17 protein-coding genes and 1 pseudogene are annotated in these 20432 nt (G+C 69.9%); 6 read left to right on the top strand and 12 right to left on the bottom strand.

Going from position 1 to position 20432, the window contains the following annotated elements; translation table 11 throughout:
- Positions 1 to 16 precede the first annotated feature (16 nt).
- The 6 genes from BLU84_RS06295 to BLU84_RS06270 form a co-directional block, all read right to left on the bottom strand.
- Positions 17 to 1480, bottom strand: a complete 1464-nt coding sequence (locus BLU84_RS06295) for an RNA polymerase factor sigma-54 (RefSeq protein ID WP_074864120.1) — start codon at positions 1478 to 1480, stop codon at positions 17 to 19.
- Positions 1481 to 1584: 104 nt separating this feature from the next.
- Positions 1585 to 2304, bottom strand: coding sequence for an LPS export ABC transporter ATP-binding protein (gene lptB, locus BLU84_RS06290; RefSeq protein ID WP_074864118.1), 720 nt, complete (start codon positions 2302 to 2304; stop codon positions 1585 to 1587).
- Entirely contained in the window at positions 2304 to 2891 is a 588-nt protein-coding gene (gene lptA, locus BLU84_RS06285) for a lipopolysaccharide transport periplasmic protein LptA (protein WP_074864116.1), read from the bottom strand. Before lptA ends, lptB begins: the two co-directional genes overlap by 1 nt.
- Positions 2872 to 3435 (bottom strand): LPS export ABC transporter periplasmic protein LptC, encoded by a 564-nt coding sequence (gene lptC / locus BLU84_RS06280; protein ID WP_074864114.1) that lies wholly within the window; start codon positions 3433 to 3435, stop codon positions 2872 to 2874. The genes lptA and lptC overlap by 20 nt, the downstream gene beginning before the upstream one ends.
- A complete protein-coding gene (locus tag BLU84_RS06275) occupies positions 3432 to 3980 on the bottom strand; it encodes a KdsC family phosphatase (protein ID WP_074864112.1) in 549 nt (182 codons plus the stop codon). Before BLU84_RS06275 ends, lptC begins: the two co-directional genes overlap by 4 nt.
- Before the next feature lie 149 nt (positions 3981 to 4129).
- Positions 4130 to 5152 carry a KpsF/GutQ family sugar-phosphate isomerase gene (locus BLU84_RS06270; RefSeq protein WP_074864110.1) on the bottom strand — a complete coding sequence of 341 codons (1023 nt, stop codon included), beginning with the start codon at positions 5150 to 5152 and terminating at the stop codon, positions 4130 to 4132.
- Positions 5153 to 5503: 351 nt separating this feature from the next.
- Here BLU84_RS06270 and BLU84_RS06265 point away from each other — a divergent pair, with 351 nt between their 5' ends.
- The 3 genes and pseudogenes from BLU84_RS06265 to BLU84_RS28300 form a co-directional block, all read left to right on the top strand.
- Entirely contained in the window at positions 5504 to 5740 is a 237-nt protein-coding gene (locus tag BLU84_RS06265) for a BolA family protein (RefSeq protein ID WP_074864108.1), read from the top strand.
- Positions 5741 to 5958: 218 nt separating this feature from the next.
- Entirely contained in the window at positions 5959 to 7215 is a 1257-nt protein-coding gene (gene murA / locus BLU84_RS06260) for a UDP-N-acetylglucosamine 1-carboxyvinyltransferase (RefSeq protein WP_074864106.1), read from the top strand.
- A gap of 26 nt (positions 7216 to 7241) precedes the next feature.
- A pseudogene (locus BLU84_RS28300) lies at positions 7242 to 7316 on the top strand (DUF6053 domain-containing protein); the annotation flags it as partial.
- A 61-nt stretch (positions 7317 to 7377) separates the two neighbouring features.
- On the opposite strand, the gene BLU84_RS06255 reads toward BLU84_RS28300, so the two are convergent.
- From BLU84_RS06255 to BLU84_RS06235, 5 genes are all read right to left on the bottom strand, one after another.
- Positions 7378 to 8070: a DUF3108 domain-containing protein gene (locus tag BLU84_RS06255; RefSeq protein WP_074864105.1), complete on the bottom strand. Its 693-nt coding sequence runs from the start codon at positions 8068 to 8070 to the stop codon at positions 7378 to 7380.
- Positions 8067 to 8786 carry a DUF3108 domain-containing protein gene (locus BLU84_RS06250; protein WP_083382365.1) on the bottom strand — a complete coding sequence of 240 codons (720 nt, stop codon included), beginning with the start codon at positions 8784 to 8786 and terminating at the stop codon, positions 8067 to 8069. The genes BLU84_RS06255 and BLU84_RS06250 overlap by 4 nt, the downstream gene beginning before the upstream one ends.
- 101 nt (positions 8787 to 8887) lie before the next feature.
- A complete protein-coding gene (gene purN, locus BLU84_RS06245) occupies positions 8888 to 9571 on the bottom strand; it encodes a phosphoribosylglycinamide formyltransferase (RefSeq protein ID WP_074864101.1) in 684 nt (227 codons plus the stop codon).
- Positions 9572 to 9819: 248 nt separating this feature from the next.
- On the bottom strand, positions 9820 to 12066 hold the full coding sequence (locus BLU84_RS06240; RefSeq protein ID WP_074864099.1) for a TonB-dependent receptor: 2247 nt from the start codon (positions 12064 to 12066) through the stop codon (positions 9820 to 9822).
- Between the two features lie 1075 nt (positions 12067 to 13141).
- Positions 13142 to 14284, bottom strand: a complete 1143-nt coding sequence (locus BLU84_RS06235) for an alpha-D-ribose 1-methylphosphonate 5-triphosphate diphosphatase (protein WP_074864097.1) — start codon at positions 14282 to 14284, stop codon at positions 13142 to 13144.
- A 128-nt stretch (positions 14285 to 14412) separates the two neighbouring features.
- Here BLU84_RS06235 and phnF point away from each other — a divergent pair, with 128 nt between their 5' ends.
- From phnF to BLU84_RS06220, 3 genes are all read left to right on the top strand, one after another.
- The gene (phnF, locus tag BLU84_RS06230) at positions 14413 to 15162 is read left to right on the top strand and encodes a phosphonate metabolism transcriptional regulator PhnF (protein WP_170849101.1); all 750 of its coding nucleotides are present in this window, start codon (positions 14413 to 14415) and stop codon (positions 15160 to 15162) included.
- A 186-nt stretch (positions 15163 to 15348) separates the two neighbouring features.
- On the top strand, positions 15349 to 17385 hold the full coding sequence (locus BLU84_RS06225) for a hemopexin repeat-containing protein (protein WP_074864095.1): 2037 nt from the start codon (positions 15349 to 15351) through the stop codon (positions 17383 to 17385).
- A 242-nt stretch (positions 17386 to 17627) separates the two neighbouring features.
- Positions 17628 to 19805, top strand: a complete 2178-nt coding sequence (locus BLU84_RS06220; protein WP_074864093.1) for a tetratricopeptide repeat protein — start codon at positions 17628 to 17630, stop codon at positions 19803 to 19805.
- Positions 19806 to 19841: 36 nt separating this feature from the next.
- On the opposite strand, the gene BLU84_RS06215 is transcribed toward BLU84_RS06220, so the two are convergent.
- Positions 19842 to 20339, bottom strand: coding sequence for a hypothetical protein (locus tag BLU84_RS06215; protein WP_074864091.1), 498 nt, complete (start codon positions 20337 to 20339; stop codon positions 19842 to 19844).
- Between the last annotated feature and the right edge of the window lie 93 nt (positions 20340 to 20432).

The raw sequence follows: 20432 nt of genomic DNA, 5'->3' as shown, positions 1-20432 counted from the left end.
CCGGCGGCGCGGCCGCTCAGGCCATGCGCACGCGGTCCTGCGAGGACGGGATGCTCATGGCCTCGCGGTACTTGGCCACGGTGCGCCGCGCCACCGGCACGCCGGTGGCCTTGAGCGTCTCGGCCAGGCGCGCGTCGGACAGCGGCTTGCGTGGGTTCTCGGCCTCGATCAGGCGCCGGATCATGGCCTGGATCGCGGTGCTGGAGGCCTCGCCGCCGGCGCCGGTGTCGATGCCGGAGGCGAAGAACGCCCGCAGCGGCACGGTGCCGCGCGGGTTGCGCGCGTACTTGCGCGCGATCGCGCGCGAGACGGTGGATTCGTGCAGGCCGACTTCGTTGGCGACCTCGCGCAGGGTCAGCGGGCGCAGCGCGCTGTCGCCGAACTCCAGGAACGCGGCCTGCTGCTTGAGCAGGCAGCGCGCGACTTTGAGCAAGGTGTCGCCGCGCGCTTCCAGGCTCTTGAGCAGCCAGCGCGCTTCTTGCAGATGCCCGCGCAGGTAGCTGGCGTCGGACGCGCTGGCGTGGCGGATCATGCCCTCGTAGCCGCGGTGGATGCTGATGCGCGGGCGCATCGCTTCCGACAGCGCCACCCGCCACAGGCCGTGCTGGCGCCAGATCACCACGTCCGGGGTGACATAGGTGTCGGTGGAGATCGCGCCCATCTGCGCGCCGGGGCGCGGGTCGAGCGAGCGCAGCAACTGCACCGCGGTCTCGACCTGGGCCGGGTCGAGCTTGAGCTCGGCGGCGAGCCCGGGCACGCCGATGCGCGGCAGCCGTTCCAGCGGGCCGACCGCGATCTGCAGCGCCAGCGCCTTGCCGGGCGTGTCGTCGGGCAGCGTGCCCAACTGCAGGCTCAGGCATTCGCCGAGCGAGCGCGCGCCGGTGCCGACCGGGTCGAAGCGCTGCACCTGGTGCAGCACGGTCATGACTTCGTCTTCGCCGACGCTGAGCTCGGGCGCGAGCGAATCGGCGATGGCCTGCAGCGGTTCGCGCAGATAGCCGTCGTCGTCGATGGCTTCGATGATGGCCACGCCGATGCTGCGGTCGCGCAGCGACAGCGGGCTCAGGTGCAACTGCCACAGCAGGTGGTCGAGCAGGGTTTCGGCGTCGGCGACCTGTTCGGCCGCGGGCGAGTCGTCGTCGTGGTCGGACGGGCCGACCCGCTCGTACCAGGTCTCGCCGTCGTCCATGGTCCATTCCGGCTCAGGTGTGGCGTCGGAATTCGGGCCGTCGCCGCCGGGTCCGGCGCCGTCCTCGGACGAGGACGCGGAGGTGACGCTGGAAGCGTGCACGGGTTCGCCGGAGGCGTCGGGTTCCGGCGCGGCCGGTTCGGTCCAGTCCAGCAGCGGATTGCTTTCCACCGCGCTCGCCAGCTCCGCCTCCAGCTCGACCGCCGACAGTTGCAACAGGCGGATCGCCTGCCGCAATTGCGGCGTCATCACCAGCTGTTGTCCGAGAGAGGCTTGGAGGCGGGGCTTCATATCGATGGTTGACGCGACCGGTTGGGCGGACGCCCGCCTCAAGGCGGGTGGCCGGAGTCGCGCATCGCGGGCGTGGCCTCACGCCCGGCAACCGCTCGAAGAGGTTACAGACGGAAGGAGTCGCCCAGGTATACGCGACGGACATCGGGATTGGCCAGCAGCGCGTCCGGAGCCCCCTGCGCGAGCACGCCGCCGTCGTTCAGGATATACGCACGGTCGCAAATGCCCAAGGTTTCGCGCACGTTGTGGTCGGTGATCAGCACCCCGATCCCGCGATTCTTGAGGTGGCGCACGATTCGCTGGATCTCGCCGACCGAAATGGGGTCGACGCCGGCGAAGGGTTCGTCCAACAGCATCAGCCGCGGCCGCGCGGCCAGGGCGCGGGCGATCTCCACGCGCCGGCGCTCGCCGCCGGACAGGCTGGCGCCGAGCTGGTCGGCGACGTGGCCGATCTGCAGTTCTTCCATCAGCGAGGCCTGCTCGCGCTCGATCCCGGCGCGGTCGAGGTCTTCGCGCAGTTCCAGCACCAGGCGCAGGTTGTCGGCGACGCTGAGCTTGCGGAACACCGAGGGTTCCTGCGGCAGGTAGCCCACGCCGTACTTGGCGCGCGCGTACATCGGCTCGGTGGTGATGTCCTTGCCGTCGAGCACGATCCGGCCGGCGTCGGCCGGGACCAGGCCGACGATCATGTAGAAGCAGGTGGTCTTGCCGGCGCCGTTGGGACCGAGCAGGCCGACCACTTCGCCGGCGTCGAGGGTGAGGCCGAAATCGCGCACCACCTCGCGCTGGCGGTACGCCTTGCGCAGGCCCTGGGCGACCAGCATCAGCCGCCCCCCTTCTTGGCCGGCTTGGCCGGTGCGGGCTTGGGCGCGGCCGGCTTCGGCGCGGGCGCCGGCGCGGCGCCGGCGTCCTTGTTCTTGGGCTGCAGCTGCATCGACACGCGGCCGCCGGTGCCGCCGCTTTCGACCTGGCCCGACTTCATGTTGTAGACGATGCGCTCGCTCTTGATCGTGTCGCCGGCCTTGTCGACGAAGGCGTTGCCGGTCAGCACGACGGTGTCCTTGGGCATGTCGTAGTCGATCTTGTTGGCGCGGCCGTTGAACGGCGAGCCGTCGTCGAGCTCTTGCTTGATCGTGGCCTGGTTGCCGGTCAGCTGGACGGTGCTGATGTCCCCGCCGGCTCGGCGGATGTCGGCCTTGGCGGCGTTGATGACCAAGGTGCCCTGCACGGCCTTGACGTTGCCGGTGAGCACGCAGGGGCCGTCGTCGGCGGTCGAGCAGTTGCTGGCGTCGGCGTCGACGTTCATCGGCTGGTTGCGGTCGGACGAACGCGCGCCGGCGGCCAGCGGCGCCAGCGACACGGCGGCCACGGCCAGGCACAGCGCCAGCGTCTTAGCGGGCTTTCGCTTCATAGCGGACCTTGACGTCTTTGAGATTGATGTTCTTGGAGTCCAGATCGGCCTCCATCGCTTGACCGGTAAGTATAGTGCCCGGCTGGATCATCTGGACCTGGACGTCGGAGGTGGCCCGGTTGGTGTCGGGGAACACGTTCAGTTGCTCGGTCGCGATGTTGATCGGCTTGCCGTTGGCGTTGGTGCTGTCGGCCTTGACCTGGCCGCGCAGCCGCACCTCGTCGCCTTCGCCGTTGACCCAGCCGCGCTGCGAGCGCACTTCCCACGGGCCGCCGTTGCCGCCGGTGCGCGGGGGGATCAGGAACAGCGGAGTGACGATGTCCATCGTCTTGTCGGCCGGATTGCGGGTCAGCTGCGGCGCGCGCAGGGTGAACGATTCGCGGCCTTCCTTGTTGAGCACGACCACGTTGAAGTCGGTCAGCACGTAGTCCGGGCGCGATTGCTTCGCGGTCGCGGCGGGCTTGTCGCGTTGCGACCACCAGGCCCAGCCGGTCAGCGCGGCGGCGGCGAGCAGGATCACCGTGGAGAGGAAGCGCCAGTTCATCCCAGCGCTCCGGCCAGGATCGCTTCGGCATGGCCTTGCGCGCCCAGCAGCAGGTCGCACAGCTCGCGCGCCGCGCCTTCGCCGCCGCGCGCGTGGGTGCGCCAGTGCACGCGCTCGCGCACCCACGGGTGCGCGTTGGCCGGCGCCACCGCCAGGCCGACGTGCGGCAGGATGCGCAGGTCGGCGAGGTCGTCGCCCATGAAGGCGACCTGGTCGAGCGTCAGCGCCAGGCTCTCGGCGATCTGCTTGACGCACACCAGCTTGTCCTTGACGTCGCCGTGCGAGCTCGCGCCGAGTTCGGCCGCGCGATGGGCGGCGATCGCGCCGCCGCGCGCGGTGACGAAATGCACCGCGATGCCGTGCTTGCGCAGCAGCGCCAGGCCCTGGCCGTCCTGGACGTGGAAGCTCTTGGACTCGCGGCCGCTCTCGTCGTAAGTCAGGCGCCCGTCGGTGAGGGTGCCGTCGACATCGAAACAGGCCAGCCGGATGCGCGCGGCGCGCTCGCGGATGTCGGCGGGGTAGTCGTTTAGGTGGCTGTAGGGCATGGAGCTAGGAGATGGCGGATAGGAGTTGGGAGTTAGCGGAGGCGATTTTTGCTTGCAGCGGAATCGGAAACTGTAGGGCGGGCGATTTTGGAGGCCGCGGCGAACCCGCCAACTCCCAACTCCTATCCGCTATCTCCTGGCTTCTGGCCTTAAACCACCCGCGCTCGCAACAGGTCGTGAATATTCAGCGCGCCGACCACGCGGCGTTCAGTATCCACGACCAGCAAGCCGCTGATCTTGTGCGTTTCCATGAGCTGCGCGGCTTCGACCGCAAGCGCGTCGGCGCCGATGGTCTTGGGCGAGCGGGTCATGACTTCTTCGATCCGGGTCGAGCGCAGGTCCACGCCGCGGTCGTCGAGGGTGCGGCGCAGGTCGCCGTCGGTGTACAGGCCGATCAGGCGGTCGTCTCCGTCGACCACCGCGGTCATGCCCAGGCGCTTGCGGCTCATCTCCACCAACGCCTCGCTGACGCTGGCGTCGGCATGGATGCGCGGCACCTCGTCGCCGGCGTGCATGATGTCGGTGATGTGCAGCAGCAGCCGGCGGCCGAGCGCGCCGGCCGGGTGCGAGCGGGCGAAGTCGTCAGCGGTGAAGCCGCGCGCTTCCAGCAGCGCCACCGCCAACGCGTCGCCCATCGCCAGCGAGGCGGTGGTGCTGGAAGTCGGGGCGAGGTCGAGCGGGCAGGCCTCGGCCGGCACGCTCACGTCCAGGTGGACGTCGGATTCGCGCGCCAGGGTCGACTGCGGCCGCCCGGTCATCGCGATCACCGCGTTGCCCTGGCGCTTGAGCACCGGCAGCAGCATCAGCACCTCGTCGCTCTCGCCCGAGTAGGACAGGGCCAGGACCACGTCGGCGTCGGTGATCATGCCCAGATCGCCGTGGCCGGCTTCGCCCGGATGCACGTAGAAGGCCGGGGTGCCGGTCGAGGCCAGGGTCGCGGCGATCTTGCGCGCGATGTGGCCGGACTTGCCCATGCCGGTGCAGACCACGCGCCCGCTGGCGGCGAGGATGCGCTGGCAGGCGCGGGTGAAGTCGCCGTCGATGCGCTCGGCCACCGCGGCCAGGGCCTGGGCCTCGATCGCGAACACGCGCCGGCCGCTATCGGCCAGGCCGGACGCGGACCCGGCGGGAATCGTGGCGCCGGCGGCGCGGGCGGGGGCGGGCTGGGTCATGGGGCGGGGCGGTCCTGAGCTGTGGTTCTTGAGCACGATGGCGCGGCGGCGGGGCGTTGCGGGCACCCGCGGAAACGCTCGTTGCGGCCGCCGGCATTCCGGCGACCGGGGCTTTGGGCTAGGCTAAGCCGCCAATTCTAAGCGGTTCGTCCGCCCCGCGCCGTCCCCGCCGGCAGATCCGCCGCTGCCGGGCCTTTCGTATTCAGCCCTGCGCCGGTCCGATTCGGGCCGAACCCTTATCCGGTTTCGCCCCGGTTTCGGCTGCGCTGCGGGCGCATCGGGCCGCCGCCGTCCCCCCTTTCCATCGCTCGCCGGCCTAGCCGCCGGCCCGTCCAGCCAAGAGGTTTCGCCGTGAACGCCGACATCATCCGCTCCCTGATCGAACAAGGCCTGCCGGGCGCGCAAGCGCAGGTGCGCGGCGACGACGGCGTGCATTTCGAAGCCACCGTGGTCGCCGAGGCCTTCCGCGGCAAGCTGCCGCTGGCCCGTCACCGCCTGGTCTACGCCACCCTGGGCGAGCGCATGGGCGGGGAAATCCACGCTCTGGCGCTCAAGACCCTGACCCCGGAAGAAGCCGGCCAGGCCTGACCGGCCGCCGCCGCACCCGGCGCGCCGGCCCACTTCCACTTCACCGTCGCCTCACTCAATCGGGCGCGCCTGCTTCTACCATGGGCGCCCCCGCGATCCGCTTAGGCGGTCGCGCCGCAGCGGCGACGCCGCTCACGTTATCTTTGTCCGGCGGCCGGCCGCGCCCTGCGGCGGCGCCGGTCTTCCCGCTCACTCTTTCGACTTCAGCGAACCCGTCAATGCAAAAAATCGTGGTGGAAGGCGGCCAGCCGCTCAACGGCGAGGTCCAGATCTCCGGCGCCAAGAACGCCGTCCTGCCGATCCTGTGCGCGACCCTGCTGGCCGATGCGCCGGTGACCATCCGCAACGTGCCGCGCCTGCACGACGTGCTGACCACGGCCAAGCTGCTGGGCGAGCTCGGCGCCGGCGTGGTCAGCGAGGGCTCGCAGATCACGGTCGACCCGACCACGGTCAACAGCCACGTCGCGCCGTACGAACTGGTCAAGACCATGCGCGCCTCGGTGCTGGTGCTGGGCCCGCTGCTGGCCAAGTACGGCGAAGCCGAAGTGTCGCTGCCCGGCGGCTGCGCGATCGGTTCGCGTCCGGTCGACCAGCACATCAAGGGTCTGCAGGCGCTGGGCGCGGAGATCGTGGTCGAGAACGGCTACATCAAGGCGCAGCGCCGCGGCCGGCTCAAGGGCGCGCGCTTCGTGTTCGACATGGTGACCGTCACCGGCACCGAGAACGTGCTCATGGCGGCGGTCCTGGCCGAAGGCACCAGCGTGCTGGAGAACGCGGCGATGGAGCCGGAGGTGGTCGACCTGGCCGACTGCCTCAACGCCCTGGGCGCGCGCATCGAGCACGCCGGCAGCGGCCGGATCGTCGTGCACGGCGTCGAGAAACTGCACGGCGGCAGCCACGACGTGCTGCCCGACCGGATCGAGACCGGCACCTTCCTGGTCGCCGCGGCGATGAGCGGCGGCCGCGTCACCGTCACCGGCAGCCGCGCCGATACGCTGGATTCGGTGCTGGACAAGCTGCGCGACGCGGGCGCGCAGGTCGACGTCGACGGCGACCGCATCACCCTGGACATGGGCGGCCGCCGCGCCCGCGCCGTCGATCTGGTGACCGCGCCGTACCCGGCGTTCCCGACCGATATGCAAGCGCAGTTCATGGCCCTCAACTGCACCGCCGAGGGCGCGGGCGTCATCAACGAAACCATCTTCGAAAACCGCTTCATGCACGTCAACGAGCTGCTGCGCCTGGGCGCGGACATCCGCGTGGACGGCCACACCGCAGTGGTGCGCGGAGTGAGCAAGCTCAGCGGCGCGCCGGTGATGGCGACCGACCTGCGCGCCTCGGCCTGTTTGATCCTGGCCGGCCTGGTGGCGCAGGGCGAGACCACGATCGACCGCATCTACCACCTCGACCGCGGCTACGAGAACATCGAGAAGAAGCTGTCGGGGCTGGGGGCGAAGATCCGCCGGGTCGATTGATCTTCCCGAGCAAGGCCCTTGCTCTTGTGGGAGGGCCTTCAGGCCCGATGCTCTTTTTTCAGGTCGTCGCGATCGGATCGAAGAGCATCGGGCCTGAAGGCCCTCCCACAAAAAAGCCCCGCATTCGCGGGGCTTTTTCGTTGTTGCGGCGAACAAAGCGCCTCAGCGCACCGCCTGCACCCGCAGGTCGATCGCGTCGCTGCCGTTCTCGCGCTGCAGGATGCGCACCGGCACCGGCACGTCCGCGACCACCCAGGCGATGGTTTCCTTGTCGCCGTTCTTGCTCGACACCTTGGTCGCCTGCTGCGACTTGCCGCCGACGCTGATGGTTTCCTTGCCGACCACGCTGTAGCTCAGTTCCTTGACCCGGCCGTCCTCTACCATGCGGTAGCTCATCGGCTTGCCGGCGGTGGCGTCGCGCACGATCGCCAGGTTGATCAGCAGGCCGTCGAGGTCGCCGCTTTGCAGCTTGATCGGGCCGGCGCGATCGCCCTTGACGTCGCCGGTCCAGGTGGCCACGCCGCGGGTCCAGTCGTAGCTGGCGTCGATGTTCTTCTTCTTGGTCAGCACCTTGCTCGAATCGCTGCCGCTGAGCGGGCGCAGCTTGCCGCTGGCCTCGTCGAAGGTGGTGGACTGGCGCAACTCGGCGAGCGGGCTGGTGATGGACAGCTCGTACTTCCAGCGGCCGCCGTCGGCCTGCGACACGGTCATGCGGCCGGCGCCTTGCATGCCCATGTAGCTGGCCGAATAGTCGGCGCTGAACGGCTTGACCGCGAGCGCCGGCGCGCTGAACGCGGCCAGGGCGCCGGCCAGTGCGGCCACGCGGAAAAGCTTCGAAAACTTGGCGGTCGTCATTGCTCGTTGACTCCTTTGTATTCGACCAGGCGCAGATCGTAGGTGTCCTGGCCGTCTTCGCGTTGCAGGATCCGGACCGGCGTGGGCACGCCGTCCACGACCCAGATCGAGGTTTCCTCGTTGCCGCTCTGCACGCGGTTGACGCGCATCGCGTTGAAGCTCATGTCGTCGATCTTGACCCCTTCCAGCTCCTGTTGCACCACATATTGGTGCGGGCGGGCGCGGCCGGAATCGACGAATCGGTAACTCAGCGTCTTGCCGGGCTGGGCATCGCGGACCACGGCCAGGTTGATGAGCAGGCCGCTCATGTCGCCGTCCTGCAGCGGGATCGGCTTGCGCCGGTGTTCCTTGACGTCGCCGCTCCACTGCGCGGCGCGCTGGTTCCAGTCGTAGTTGCCGTTGATGATGCGCTTGGAGAACAGCACCTTGCGCACCATGGTCTGGCTAAGCGGGCGATAGGCATCGCCGACCAGGTCGAACACCGTGGTCTGCTGCGCGGCGGCGCCGGCCAGGCTCATCATGCCGTGCTCGGCGCGGATGTCCAGGTCGATGCGCCAATGCCCGCCTTCGGGCCTGACCTGCATGGTGGCATCGCCGAGCGCCTTGCCGCCGTTGAACACCTGGTAATTGGCTACGAACGGTTCCAGCGCCAACGCGCTGGTGGGCGCGGCCGCGCCCGTCAGCGCGGCCAGCAGCAGGGGCAGGAAGGGCTTCATGACGACGCGGGCGGATCCTGGAGCGCGGGGCGCGGAGGGGAGGGGCGGTGCGTTCGGTCGTTCGGGTGGCGACGCCGCGCCTGCGGGGCGCGGCCGCGGTTTCAGGCCGCGACGCCGCTGGCGGGATCGCTCAGACGGCCGGCGAAATCTAAACGCAGCGGCGTAAATAGCGGATGACCATCGACCTGGACGGTTGCGCCGTGTTCAGCCAAGCGGCCGGAGACGGCCAGGCGCATGACCGCCAGCAGCAGCGGGTGCTCCACACCCAGGACACGCTCGGCCAGCAACTCCGGCGTATCGCCGGCATTCACCGGCACCACGGCCTGTGCGATGACGGCACCGGCGTCGAGCTCGGGGATGACGAAATGCACGCTCGCGCCGTGCTCGCCGTCGCCGGATTCGATCGCCCGGGCGTGGGTGTGCAGGCCGCGGTACTTGGGCAGCAGCGAGGGATGGATGTTGATGGTGCGGCCGCGGAAGCGCTCGACGAAGGCATCGCCCAGGATGCGCAGGTAACCGGCGCACAGCACCCAGTCCGGACGCACGGCGGCGACGGCGTCGGCGAGATCGGCGTCGAAGGCCTCGCGGCTGGGGTAGCCCTTGGCCGCGGCCGACCAGCGCAGCGCCGGCGCCACCCGCTGCAGCGCGGCCGCGCCGGGCTTGTCGGAGAACACCCCGACCACGTCGCCGGCGAGGGTGCCGGCGGCGATCGCGTCGAGCACGGCCTGCAGGTTGCTGCCGCGGCCCGATGCGAGGACGGCGATGCGGGGAAGCGGCTGGGGCATTGCGGGCGGCGGGTTGGGAGCGGTGCGGCATTTTAGGCGATCCGGGGGATCGCGGTGGGGCGGAGCGGAAAAGCAAAGTCAAAATGGGTTCCGGCTTTCGCCGGAATGACGGTGTCCGGGGCTTGCGGCTTGCCCCCATCCCGTCATTCCGGCGAAAGCCGGAACCCATTTTGATCTTCGCTTTCCGCTACTTGCCCTTCGCCCCGCGCTCGCCCGGCATCAAGACCGGGCAAGCGCGCCGGCCGTCGTCAGAACTGCGCGTCCACCGACACGAACCACTGCCGCGGCGCGCCGGTCAGCAGGGTCTGGAAGGTGCCCTGCGGGTCGTAATCGCGGAAGCCGTTGCTGCCGAGCGTGGCGATGTAGGTCTTGTCGAGCAGGTTGTAGACGTTCAGCGCGACCCGCAGCGACTTGATCTGGCCGACATCGCGCTTATGCCAGCTCACCCCCGCGTCCCACAGCCAGAACGCGTCGGTGCCGGCGTCGTTGCTGTAGGTGTAGTAGCGCTTGCCGGTGTACTTGCCGCCCAGGCGCAGTTCCACGTCGCCCAAGCCGTAGCTCAATTCGGTGGCGAACAACTGCTTGGGCGTGTCGACCATCTGCTTGCCGCGCACTTGCACCAGTTTGCCCCCGGTGACGTAGTTCGAGCGGTACTGCGAATCGTTGTAGGCGTAACTGGTCAGCCAGCGCAGGTGTTCGCTCGGCGTCCACACGAACGCGACTTCGCCGCCGAGCGTGCGCGCCTTGCCGACGTTGGCGAACTGGTTCGGGCAGCTGACCACGCCGGGGCAGGGCACGATCACCAGCTGACGGTCGTCGAAGTTCACCGCGTAGGCGGTGGTCGAGAGCTGGTAATGCTCGTCGCCGTAGCGCCAGCCCAGTTCCAGGGTCTTGGATTGCTCGGGCTTGGCGCTGGCGCGGCTGAGGTCGAACGCGGCCTGGGTCAGCGACCACGCGCCGTTGACGCCGGGGCGGAATGCGGCCTGGTTCTCGGCGTAATTGGCGAACACGTCGCTGCGCTCGTTCAACTGCCACGACGCGCCGAGCTGCGGCAGGAAGCTGTCGCGCGCGCTCAGGCGGCCGCCGGCACGGCCGGGCACCACCACGGCGCCGTCGGTGACCACGTGCTGGCCCTTGAAGCCGGCGTTGACGGTCAGGCGCTCATCGAACAAACGCAGGGTGTCCTGCAGGTACCACTGGCGGGTGCGGGTGTCGAAGCGCTGGCGGAACAGGCGCTGGGCGAATTCGCTCGAGTCGAAGAAGCGCTGGTCGTCGATCGGGCCGTCGATGTTGACGAAGCTGCGGCCGGCGCCGTGCACGCTGTCTTCGAACCAGAAACCGCCTTCGAGCGTGTGGCTGCCCAGGGTGTAGCTCAGGCGCGCGTTGAGGCCGCTGCGCTCGATGTCGTAGCTGGTGATGCGCAGCGCCATCGGAATCGTCGGCGAGCTGATGTACGGAGTGAACCAGTGGCCCTGGCCTTCGTTGCGGTGGTAGTAGCCGGTGGCGTTCAGGCGCAGCGCGTCGCTGAGGTCGAACTCGCCCGACAGGCCGGCCAGATCGTCGTTGCGCAGGCCGCGGGCGAGGTAATAGGCGTCGTCCTTGGTCTTGACGCAGCCGCTGAAGCGGCCGTTGGCGGCGGCGAGCGCGCGCTGCCAGTCGGGCGCGTAGTTGTCCCAGCCCGAGCCGCAGCGGCGGATCAGGTCGAGCGAGAGATCCGGATCGTCGGTCTCGTTGCGGCGCGAGGACGACAGCCACAGCGCGAGGCGTCCCTTGTCCCACTGGTACACGGCCTTGCCGTTGAACTGCTGCTGTTCCTGCGCGCCGGCGCCTTTCCAGCGATCGGCTTGGTTGCGCATGCCCGAGACGTAGGCGCTGAAGCCGCCGAGATCGCCCGTATCCACGCGCACGAAGCTGCGCAGGGTGGCGTTGTCGCCGAAGGCCAGACCGGCGCGCGCGCCGAATTCGGCGGCCGGGTCGGAGGAATGCAGCAGCAGCGCGCCGCCGAGATTGCTGGTGGAGGGAATGCGCAGCGCGCCGGCGCCCTGGGCGAGTTCGAGTTCGGCGACGTTCTCCGGCAGGATCGCGCGGTTGGGCGAGAGGCCGTTGTTGTTGGCGTAGCTGTTGTCGCCCAAAGGGATGTCGTCGAGCGCGTAGCCCAGTTGATTCTGGGCGAAACCGCGGATGGCGATGCGGTTGGACCATTCGTAGCTGCCCCACGGATCGGAGCTGACGAAATGCACGCCGGGCAGCTTCTCCAGCACCTTGACCGGATTGGTGCCGGGCGCGACCGATTGCAGTTCGGCCTGACCCACATGCTGGACCTGGCGGGTGTCGCGGTGGCCGATCACCGACAGGGTGTCGAGGCTGACGGCATCGTCGCGTTCCAGCGGCGCGCCGGCGGCCGCGTCGGCAGCGGGCGTGGCGGCATGGCCGGCCGGCGACAGCGCCGCGGCGAACAGGGCCAGGGCCAGGGGAGTGCGGGTGAGGGCGTTCATGGGGTCTCGTGGAGTGCGCGCCGCGGTGGCGATGGGGCGGCATTACAACGAGGCGATATGAAGGCGGGGGCGCGCGGTGCGGACTGCGGGGGGAACCTGTCTAGTGCTTCGTGACGGCGGGGCGGATTCAGGTGGTTTGGCGGTTGCAAAATCGGGCGAGATCGCGATTGCTGGCCGTTGCCGTTGCCGTTGCCGTTGCCGTTGCCGTTGCTGTTGCTGTTGCTGTTGTTGTTGCTACTGGCTCCCCCCGCCGCCTCGAACTCGCCACAAGCAAATGGAGACCCGAAGGGCGGCGCGCAGGAAGCGCGCCGTGCGCCACCCAGGCCATGGATGGCCTGTGTGGCGCATCCCTGCGCACGCTCCGACCCTTAGTGGCTCTTGATTCGAAAACAAGGAAAGCGCCTTTCTTTGGTTACTTTCTTTGGCAAGACAAAGAAAGTGACCCGGCCGCTTGCGGACGGAAGCTTTGGATTGCAGCTTGTCCTCACTCGTTATCCGAGTAACGACGAAAGCCACCGCGGAACGCCCCCTGTAGGAGCGACGCAAGTCGCGACCGCGAGAATGCAGCCATTGCGAAGGTTTCGTCGTAGTTGCATTTTCGTGGTCGCGGCTCGCGCCGCTCCTACAGTCGGATACGAAACTGGCCGGAACCCCTGTAGGAGCGACGCAAGTCGCGACCGCGCCAACGCACCTACGACAAACTTCGCCTAAGTCCGTTAGGTACGCCTGACGACACGCGCAAGATCAACAGCTTCCGTCCGCAAGCGGCCGGGTCACTTTCTTTGTCCAAAGCAACAAAGAAAGTAACCAAAGAAAGTGCTTTTCCCTGTTTTCGAATCAAGAGCCACTATGGTTCGGAGCGGGCGCAGGGATGCGCCACACAGGCCATCCATGGCCTGGGTGGCGCACGGCGCACATCCTGTGCGCCGCCCTTCGGGTCTCTCATTGCCTGTGGCGAGTTCGGGGCGGCGGGGGGAGCGAAGAGCAACAGCAAGGTCAACGTCAACGGCAAAATGGATTCTGGCTTTCGCCGGAATGACGGGCTAGCGGATCCGAAGCGATCCAGCCATTGCACTCAGTATCGCCGCTCCCCACCCACCCACACCGCCTCCAACTGCGGCAACCCCCGCACCCGCCGCACCCGCAACAGATCCGCACGCTGCCCGGCCGCCAATTCGCCGCGATCGTCGTAGCCAACCGCGCGCGCCGGCGTGCGGGTGACCATCGCCACCGCGCGCGGCAGGCCGATGCTGTCGCAGTCGCCGAGCTGGAACGCGGCCAGCAGCAAGCTCGCGGGAACGTAGTCCGACGACAGCGCGTCGAGCGAGTCGGCGCGGGCGAGGTCGATCGCGGCCACGTTGCCGCTGTGCGAACCGCCGCGGACCAGGTTCGGTGCGCCGGCCAGCACGCTCAGCCCGGCCGCGCGTGCGGCACGAGCGGTGGCGAGGTTGACCGGGAACTCGGCGATGCGCGCGCCGGCCTCGACCGCTTCGGCGATATGGCTCAAGTCGGAATCGTCGTGGCTGGCCAGCGGCAGCGCGCGTTCGCGCGCCAGGGTCAGCACCGCGCGCCGGTGCGCGCAGGCGTGGCGATGTTGCAGGTCTTGCAGGCGGCGCACTTGCGCCTGGAACGCCGCGTCGTCGCGCGCGTTGCCGTGGCGCGCGGCGTAGGCGCGGTAGCGCTCCAGGTCGTGGAACTGGCGCTGGCCGGGCGTGTGGTCCATCAGCGACAGCAGCCGCAGCTGCGGCGTGTCCAGCAGCGGTTGCAGGCGTTGCGGCAGGTCGGGGCAGGGCAGTTCGCAGCGCAGGTGCACGCCGTGGTCGATGCGCAGGCCGCCGTCCTCGCGCGCCTGCGCCAAAGCGGCGAGCACGCCGTGCGGCTCTACCGCTTCTTCGGCCTCTTCTTCGCCGACCGAGATCGCGTTGAGCGCGGTGGTGATGCCGGCGGCGAGCAGTTGCGCGTCGTGCGCGCGCACCGCCGCTGCCGCGGGCCAGTGCGCGCCGGGGCGCGGCAGCAAATGTTTTTCCAGATTGTCGGTATGCAGCTCGACCAGCCCCGGCAACACGTAGTCGCCGTCGCAATCCAGCGCCGCCGGCGAGCGCAGGCGGCCGGCGCCGATCTCGAGCACGCGGCCGCCGGCGGCGCGCAGATGGCCGTGGACGATGCCGTCGGGCAGAACCAGACGGGCGTTATCGAGCAGAAGTTCGGGGGCGGACATTTCGGTAGCAGGCATCGGTTCGGGCCGGCGCGCGAGCGGTTGTCACCGTCGTGCAACGCCGGCGGGTTCTCATGGCCTCGGCCGCGCGATGCGACCTGTCTAGTGAACCAAGCGCAGATGGAGGTTGTATGACACCCCCCGCCGCAGTGGACCACGCCCAGCGCGACGCCGCGATGCCGTTGTGGCAGCAGATCGAAACCGCCTTGCTCAAGGACATCCGCGGCGGCGCGCTCAGCGAGGGCGACAAGCTGCCGTCCGCGTTCGACCTGGCCAAGCGCTTCGGGGTCAACCGCCACACCGTGCGGCGGGCGATCGAGGCGCTGGAGGAGCGCGGTTTCCTGCGCACCGAAACCGGCCGCGGCAGCTTCGTGCAAGAGCATCCGTATCACTATCCGATCGGCCGCCGCACCCGCTTCGGCAAGGCCATGCACGATCTCAACGTGGAAAGCCGCTACCGCCTGATCGAAGCCGGCACCCAGTCGCCGCCGCGCGCGGTGGCGCGCTCGCTCGGGCTGCTGGCCGGCGAGCGCGTGCACCGCGTGGTCTATTCCAGCGAAGTCGAAGGCCGCACGGTCGATCACAGCGAAGCCTGGTTTCCGGCCGCGCGTTTTCCCAGCCTGGACAAGGTGTTCGCCCAGCAGTTGTCGGTGACCCGCACCCTGGCCGAATTCGGCGTGCGCGACTATCTGCGCAAGCACACCGCGGTGATGGCGCGCCTGCCCAGCGCCGAGGTCGCGCGCGTGCTCGGCCAGTCCACGCGCCGGCCGGTGCTGTGCGTGCATTCGCTCAACGTCGATCCGCAGGGCGCGCCGGTGCAGTTCGGGGTGACCTCGTTCGCCGGCGATTGGGTGCAGCTGATGGTCAGCAACGACGCCTGAGCGCGGCGCTGCGGTTCCGTACGTCCGATGCAGGCCGAATGCAGTCCGAACGCATGCGCCTCGCGGCGGCGATGACCGAACCGTGACACGGGCCCGCCAGGCCGTGGCCGCTGCGCGCTTCAGGTCACATCCATCGCCGCAATCGGCCTCTAGCCTGCGCGCTCCCTTCCGCTGCAGGAGCGCCGCATGCCGTTGCCCCGATCCTTCCTCCATCCGCTCAGCGCCGGCCTAGCGCTGGCGCTCGCGTTCTGCGCGCCGGCCGCGGCGAAGACGCCGAAGGTGCTGTTCATCGGCACCGACGGTTTTCGCGGCGACGTCTACGGCGCGGTCGCCACGCCGAACCTGGACGCGCTGGTCGCCGACGGCTATCTGGCGCGCGAAGGCCTGACCGCCGACACCGCGATCAGCGGCACCGGCTGGTCGTCGCTGTTCACCGGCGTGGAGCGCGACAAGCACGGCGTCTACGACAACAGCTTCAGCGGCAAGAACTACGCCGACTGGCCCGACGTGCTGACCCGGATCGAGCGCGCCGCGCCGAACAAGAACACCGCGGTCGCGGTGGCGTGGTCGCCGCTGGCCTCGCAACTGCCGTGGACCGGCGTGGACACCGTCTACGACGCCGGCAGCGACGCCAAGGTGCTGGCCAAGGCGCTGGAACTGCTGGCGCAGCCGGCCGGCCCCGATGTGCTGCTGCTCGACTTCAACGAACCCGACGGCGCCGGCCACGCCGGCAGCTATTTCAACCGCGACGCCGACGGCTACACCGCGGCCATCCGCGGCGTCGACGCATCGATCGGCAAACTCACCGCGGCGCTGCGCGCGCGGCCGAACTACGCCAACGAAGATTGGCTGATCATCGTCGGCACCGACCACGGCGGCTCCGTGCACCACGGCCACAACACGCCGGAAGACCGCAAGACTCTGATCGCCTTCAGCGGCGCGTCGGTGCCCAAGCTCGGCCTGGAACCGCTGCGGCTGGCGCCGCGCCAGGTCGATGTCGCGCCGAGCATCCTCAATCACCTCGGCCTGGCCGTGCCCGCCGGGCTCGACGGCCGGCCGATGCAGCGTCCCGCGCGCGAGGCGGCGCCGGCGTTCGGCGTCAACCTGTTGGCCAACGGCGATGCCGAGTATTCGATCGGCCGCCGCGACCGCGGCTACGACAGCGACGTGCCGGGCTGGCGCAAGGGCCGCGGCGGGCAGGTCGTGGACTACGCGCAATACCCGTGGCTGCCGGCGCGCCCGGCCGGCGGCGGCGCCAACCTGTTCATCGGCCGCGACAGCGCGCGCAGCAATACCTTGAGCCAGCGTGTCGACCTGCGCGGGCTCGATTTGAGCACCGCGACGTTCTCGCTGTCGGCCGACCTGGGCGCCTCCAGCGGCCACCGCGCGCGCGTGTTCCTGCGCTTCTACGACCCGCGCCGCCTGGCCAGCTTCGGCAGCGGCAGCGTCGGCCACGTGTTCCGCGGCGGCGAGTACTACCGCTACGACATCGCCGCCGACCGCGTCGCCAGCGGCTATCCGCAGCCCATCGCCAGCAACTGGACGGGGCTGGAGCGCTTCGCCGGCGGCGCGCGCGACATCGATGCGGCCTTCGACGGCGGCAACGGCAAGGCGTTCTTCTTCAAGGGCGATCAGTACATCCGCGTCGATCTGGCCACGCGCAGCGCCGATGCCGGCTACCCTTTGCCGATCGCCGCGAACTGGCCGGGCCTGGAGAAATTCGCCGGCGGCGCGCGCGATCTCGACGCGGTGCTGATGTTCAGCCGCAGCCAGATGTATTTCTTCAAGCGCGATCAATACATCCGCTACAACCTCGATCTGGACCGCGCCGAGCGCTACTACCCGGCGTATCTGTCCGAATCCACGTGGTCGGGCAGCGGCGAATGGCCGGCGCATTGGGCCGGCGCGTTGAACTTCGCCAACGGCAAGTCGTATCTGTTCAAGCCCGGCCAGTACCTGCGTTACGACCGTGCGCTCGACCGCGCCGACGCCGGCTATCCGGCGCCGATCACCGCCGGCAACTGGCCGGGGCTGCAGGCGCTGTACGCCGGCGCCGCGTTCGAACTGGCGCCGGCCGGCGGCAGCGGCGCGATGCAACGCTACCGGCTCGACGGTGCGGTGCCCGCCGACGCGCAGTGGGCCGAGGTCGAGATCCGCTTCGAACACGGCAACGCGCAGGGCGACGGGTTCGCCGACAACCTCAGCTTGAGCGTGCAGCGCTGAGCGATTGCGTTGGCGCCGCCGGGCCGGGGATTCGGCCCGGCGGCGCCGGGCGCGCTCGCGCAGGCTTTGCGCGAGGATGAACTGAACGGACACCTCCGCGGCACGCGCGGGTCACACGCGTGCCGCGCGATTGCGATTGAAGTCCGCGCTGAATGTGATCGCGAACGCGGAAGCCCGCGTGTCTGGCCCCGTCCGCCGCCCGGATCGGCAAAGTTGCCGACAGGGGGCACAGGGAGCGGTCAGTGGTCGAGGAAAAGCTCAGGCGTGTCGCGGTGCTGGCGGCCGTGTTGGTGGGATCGCTCGGCATCGGCGCCGATGCGCTGGCCGCGGCGGACACGCACGCGCCGCCGGCCTGCGTCGCGGCGACTACGGTGCTGCCCGATCCGGCGCAATGCCTGCGCGGTTATGGATTCGACTCGGCGGCAGGCCGCGGCGACCGGGCCGAGGCGACGTTGGCGGCGTTGTACAAGCGCGCCGGCACGCACATGGACTTGAGCCAGTTCGCCGAGGCGACGCAGATATTGGACTGCGCCGAAGCCGTCGCCGGCGCGCATCCCTCCGCTGCCGTCGCGCAGGAACTGGCGCGCCGCCGCGGCGTGCTGGAGTTCCGCCGCGAGTGCCCGCTGCAGGCGCTGAACTGGTTCAAGCGCGCGCTGGCCGAGGCCGAGCGTTCGGAAAACCGCGTCGCTCAGGGCAAGAACTGGACCAACATCGGCGCCGCATTGTTGCGATTGGGCGACGTGCGCGGCGCGCTGCAAGCGCAGACCGCGAGTCTGGATCTGCTGCGCGGCGTGCCCACGGAGGCCGCGCGCCCGCTCAACAATCTGGCCGAGATCTACCGCGACCTCGGCGATGCCGCGCAGGCGTCGCGCTATTACCGCCAGGCGCACGATGCGCACCTGGCCACCGGCAATCAGGTCGAGGCCGCGCATACGCTCGAATCCTGGGGCGCCTCGCTGCTCGACCGCGGCGACAATCGTGGCGGCGAAGCCTTGCTGCTGCAGGCGCGCGAGGCCCTGCTCAAGACCGACAACCGCAAATACCTGCAACGCACTTATGCCGAATTGGCGCGCGCGGCGCAGGCGCGCGGCGACCTCGACGCGGCGGAGCGCTGGGCGCGCAGCGGGCTGGCCGCGGTGAACGCGGGTGCGGGCGAGATCGCGCCGGCACCGTTGCAGTTGCAGGCCGCGCAGGTGGAACGTCTGCGCGGCCGGCCGCGCGCCGCGTTGCAGCGGGTGGAGGCCGCGCTGGGCGCGCTGTCGGCGCACGACGGCGATCGCCCGGCGCTGCAGGCCGAAGCCGCCGCCGCGCACGAGGCGCTGGGCGAATGGCCGCAGGCGATGGCCGCGCTGCGCCGCTCCGAGCAGGCCGCGCGGGTGCTGCGCGAGGCGCAGTACGACCGCGAGACGCAATGGCTGCAACTGCGCTTCGCCACCGCCGAACGCGACCGCACCATCGCCGCCCTGGCCGCGCAGAACCGCGTGCGCAGCCTGGCGCTGTGGCTGACCGTGGTCTCGGCGCTGGCCGCGCTGCTGGGCCTGACCGTGTTCTTCCTGCGCCGCCAGCAGCGCGCGCGCGTGGCCGAGGCGGCGCGGCGCGCGCGCCTGGACGAGGAGATCGACTATTACCGCCGCGCCGCCGACGAACTCGGCGTCGACCGCGCGCGCCTGCAGGCCGCGCTGGACAGCCGCGAAGACGCGGTGCTGGTGCTCGACGGCGCCGGCCAGGTGCTCGCCGCCAACCGCGCCGCCAGCGAACTGGTGCAGCCCGGCGCGCAGGCGCCGGTGGCCGGTCGCGGCTTCGGCGAACTGCTCGACGGCGACGATGCGCGCCGCTTCGCTCAGGCGCTGGAGCACCTGGAAGAATCCTCGGCGCCGCAGCGCCTGGCGTTCTCCTTCGGCGGCGAACGCTTGAACGCGCAGCTCAGCGAAAGCGGCCACGGCGAGGGATCGATCGTGCTGGGCTTGCGCCGCGCCGAGCACAGCGCGGCCGGACGCAGCGTCGCCGAACATGCCGTCGATGCGCTGCCCGAAGCCGGCGCGGAGGCGGCGGTCGAGTTCAAGGTGGAGCCGGCCGGCCCGGGCGACGAGGCGCTGCGCAGTTCGTTCCGGCGCGCCTTGGTCGAACTGATGCTGGCGGTGGTCGAGGCCTGGGAGCGCAGCACCGGCCAGGGCCGGTTGGAGCTGGCGGAGAAAAGCCGGATCTGGCGCGTCACCGTCGATGACGGCCGCCTGCGCGCGCGGGCGATGGAGCGTTATCTGAGCCTGTCCAAGCTGCCGCGCCAGCCGCGCTGGCGCGACGTGCTGCGCTCGGGCTATTACGTGCTGGCCGAATGCCCGCTGGAGGAAACCGTGCGCGGCGAACTGCAACGCCACGTCGACGCGGTGCTGGCCTACACCCGCCGCAACGCGCTGGTGTGAGCGCGTCGGTGTGGGCGGCGGGTGCGGCCGGCGCCGTTACTTCGGCGGCGCCTCGATGGTGAAGCAGACCACGCACATGCCCTGCAGCACGATGGTGTTGGGATTGGCGGCCTTGTAGGTGTAGCGCGAGTGGTGCTCCGGCGAGAGATAGCTCGGCGGCGCGGTCACTTCGGCGACCGGAATCAGGCGGCTGTCCTTGGCGCCGTCTTTGGCGCCCTGCAACTGGGCGCAGTACTCCGCCGACATGATCCGGGCCACGTGCCAGTGATCGACCTGGCCGCAGGACTTGGTCTGGACCCCGCCGGCACCGGCCGGACACGAATCGGGCGGCCGGCGCAGCAGCTCGGCATGGAAATCGGCGACCTGCTTGGAGCTGAAAGCGAACTTGCCGACCGGGCGGACCTGCACGCCGTCGGCGTAGCACTGCGGGTTGGTCTGGTGGGCCTGGGCGCTGCCGGCGGTCAGGGCGGCGGCGAGCAGCAGCGTCTTGGCGGTGGTGGCGGTGAAGCTCAATCCGTTGAACAGCGTGCGCATCGGTGATTCTCCTGGCTGCATCGCGGGGAGCGCGACGCAGTCAGCCTAGGAGCCGCCCGCGGCGGCGTCCAAGCAAATAGCGGGCACAAAAGG

Source organism: Lysobacter enzymogenes (assembly GCF_900106525.1).
GTDB classification, from domain to species: Bacteria; Pseudomonadota; Gammaproteobacteria; order Xanthomonadales; family Xanthomonadaceae; genus Lysobacter; species Lysobacter enzymogenes.
The sequence above is the reverse complement of the archived record's forward strand: the minus strand, read 5'-3'. Positions and strand labels throughout refer to the sequence as shown.

What these genes read in the sequence shown, in the direction of transcription:
- BLU84_RS06295 (WP_074864120.1), bottom strand. Translation starts at nt 1,480, where the DNA reads ATGAAGCCCCGCCTCCAAGCCTCTCTCGGACAACAGCTGGTGATGACG.
- lptB (WP_074864118.1), bottom strand. Translation starts at nt 2,304, where the DNA reads ATGCTGGTCGCCCAGGGCCTGCGCAAGGCGTACCGCCAGCGCGAGGTG.
- lptA (WP_074864116.1), bottom strand. Translation starts at nt 2,891, where the DNA reads ATGAAGCGAAAGCCCGCTAAGACGCTGGCGCTGTGCCTGGCCGTGGCC.
- lptC (WP_074864114.1), bottom strand. Translation starts at nt 3,435, where the DNA reads ATGAACTGGCGCTTCCTCTCCACGGTGATCCTGCTCGCCGCCGCCGCG.
- BLU84_RS06275 (WP_074864112.1), bottom strand. Translation starts at nt 3,980, where the DNA reads ATGCCCTACAGCCACCTAAACGACTACCCCGCCGACATCCGCGAGCGC.
- BLU84_RS06270 (WP_074864110.1), bottom strand. Translation starts at nt 5,152, where the DNA reads ATGACCCAGCCCGCCCCCGCCCGCGCCGCCGGCGCCACGATTCCCGCC.
- murA (WP_074864106.1), top strand. Translation starts at nt 5,959, where the DNA reads ATGCAAAAAATCGTGGTGGAAGGCGGCCAGCCGCTCAACGGCGAGGTC.
- BLU84_RS06255 (WP_074864105.1), bottom strand. Translation starts at nt 8,070, where the DNA reads ATGACGACCGCCAAGTTTTCGAAGCTTTTCCGCGTGGCCGCACTGGCC.
- BLU84_RS06250 (WP_083382365.1), bottom strand. Translation starts at nt 8,786, where the DNA reads ATGAAGCCCTTCCTGCCCCTGCTGCTGGCCGCGCTGACGGGCGCGGCC.
- purN (WP_074864101.1), bottom strand. Translation starts at nt 9,571, where the DNA reads ATGCCCCAGCCGCTTCCCCGCATCGCCGTCCTCGCATCGGGCCGCGGC.
- BLU84_RS06240 (WP_074864099.1), bottom strand. Translation starts at nt 12,066, where the DNA reads ATGAACGCCCTCACCCGCACTCCCCTGGCCCTGGCCCTGTTCGCCGCG.
- BLU84_RS06235 (WP_074864097.1), bottom strand. Translation starts at nt 14,284, where the DNA reads ATGTCCGCCCCCGAACTTCTGCTCGATAACGCCCGTCTGGTTCTGCCC.
- phnF (WP_170849101.1), top strand. Translation starts at nt 14,413, where the DNA reads ATGACACCCCCCGCCGCAGTGGACCACGCCCAGCGCGACGCCGCGATG.
- BLU84_RS06225 (WP_074864095.1), top strand. Translation starts at nt 15,349, where the DNA reads ATGCCGTTGCCCCGATCCTTCCTCCATCCGCTCAGCGCCGGCCTAGCG.
- BLU84_RS06215 (WP_074864091.1), bottom strand. Translation starts at nt 20,339, where the DNA reads ATGCGCACGCTGTTCAACGGATTGAGCTTCACCGCCACCACCGCCAAG.